This is a genomic window from Thioclava sp. UBA3469 (genome assembly GCF_002378135.1).
GTDB classification, from domain to species: domain Bacteria; phylum Pseudomonadota; class Alphaproteobacteria; order Rhodobacterales; family Rhodobacteraceae; genus Thioclava; species Thioclava sediminum.
Genome location: NZ_DFRG01000063.1, coordinates 3,013 through 4,297 on the forward strand (window position 1 = coordinate 3,013; position 1,285 = coordinate 4,297).

Annotated in this window: 2 protein-coding genes and 1 pseudogene; all 3 read left to right on the plus strand. The window is 61.9% G+C overall.

Annotated elements, in window-relative coordinates:
- Positions 1 to 799, plus strand: a 799-nt coding sequence (cydB, locus tag B3D39_RS05465) for a cytochrome d ubiquinol oxidase subunit II (protein ID WP_286789446.1), incomplete at its 5' end; no start/stop codon positions are given.
- Between the two features lie 12 nt (positions 800 to 811).
- Positions 812 to 931, plus strand: coding sequence for a cytochrome bd-I oxidase subunit CydX (gene cydX, locus B3D39_RS05470; protein WP_078521427.1), 120 nt, complete (start codon positions 812 to 814; stop codon positions 929 to 931).
- Between the two features lie 244 nt (positions 932 to 1,175).
- Positions 1,176 to 1,285: pseudogene (locus B3D39_RS05475) on the plus strand (electron transfer flavoprotein subunit beta/FixA family protein); the annotation flags it as partial.

A 1,285-nucleotide genomic window follows, 5' to 3' on the forward strand; every position in this document is an offset into this window, starting at 1 on the left:
CGGCTGGGACTGGGCGCTCTTCGTGGGCGGCGCGGTGCCGGCACTGATCTTCGGCGTCGCCGTGGGGAACGTGCTGCAAGGCGTGCCCTTCGAGCTCAACGACATGCTGATGCCGCTCTATCCGGGCAACTTCATCATGAAGCTGCTGGGCCTTCTGAACCCCTACGCGCTGCTCGCGGGCGTGGTGTCGCTGTCGATGCTGATGATGCATGGCGCGGCGTGGCTCTCGGTGAAGACCGAAGGCGCGGTGAAAGTCCGCGCGACCGAGATCGGCTCCGTTGCGGGCATGGTGGCCTTCGTGGCCTATATCCTCGCGGGGATCTGGCTCGCCTTCGGGATCACGGGCTACCACATCACCTCGGTGGTTCCGGACAACGGCCCCTCCAACCCGCTCTTCTCGACGGTCGAGCATAGCGGGAGCTGGATGCAGGCCTATGCGGACCGCCCGTGGATCGCGATTGCGCCGATCCTTGGCCTCGCGGGTATCGCCATGGCGGTGCGAGGGCTGCGCGCCGGGCGCGAAGTCTCGACGCTGCTCTGGTCGAAACTGGGCATCTTCGGCGTGATCTCCTCGGTCGGCCTGACGATGTTCCCCTTCATCCTGCCGAGTTCGAAAATGCCCGACGCCTCGCTGACGGTCTGGGACGCTTCGTCCTCGCACCAGACGCTGTTCATCATGCTCGTCTGCGCGCTCATCTTCATGCCGCTCATCCTCGCCTATACCGCATGGGTCTATAAGGTCCTGTGGGGCAAGGTGACGGTCGAAGATGTCGAGCGCGACAGCCATACCGTTTACTAAGGAGACAGACAGATGTGGTATTTCGCATGGATCCTCGGGCTTCCGCTGGCCGCTCTGGTCGCCGTCGCCAACGCGATGTGGCTCGAGATGCAGAACGACTGCAAGATCGCCGGTGAGTGCAAGGACGACTGACCTTGCCCGGCAGACAAACGCGAAAGGCCGCCTTCGGGCGGCCTTTTTCATGGGCGGATCGCGGACACAGCGCGACGCTAGGGCAATTCGCACGCACCGCTAGCGCAAACAGTCGAAAAGACGTGACGTTTCAGGGCCAAAACGAGGCGTTTTCCCCCTGTCCCTTCGCCCTTTGCTCTTGTAACAAAATTGCCGAATGAATCCGTTCGCCGCAATTTGGCGGACTACACAAGGGAGACACGCCATGAAGGTTCTCGTGCCTGTGAAGCGCGTGATCGACTATAACGTGAAAGCTCGCGTGAAAGCGGACGGAAGCGGTGTCGATCTCGCCAATGTCAAAATGTCGATGAACCC

What these genes read in the sequence shown, in the direction of transcription:
- cydX (WP_078521427.1), top strand. Translation starts at nt 812, where the DNA reads ATGTGGTATTTCGCATGGATCCTCGGGCTTCCGCTGGCCGCTCTGGTC.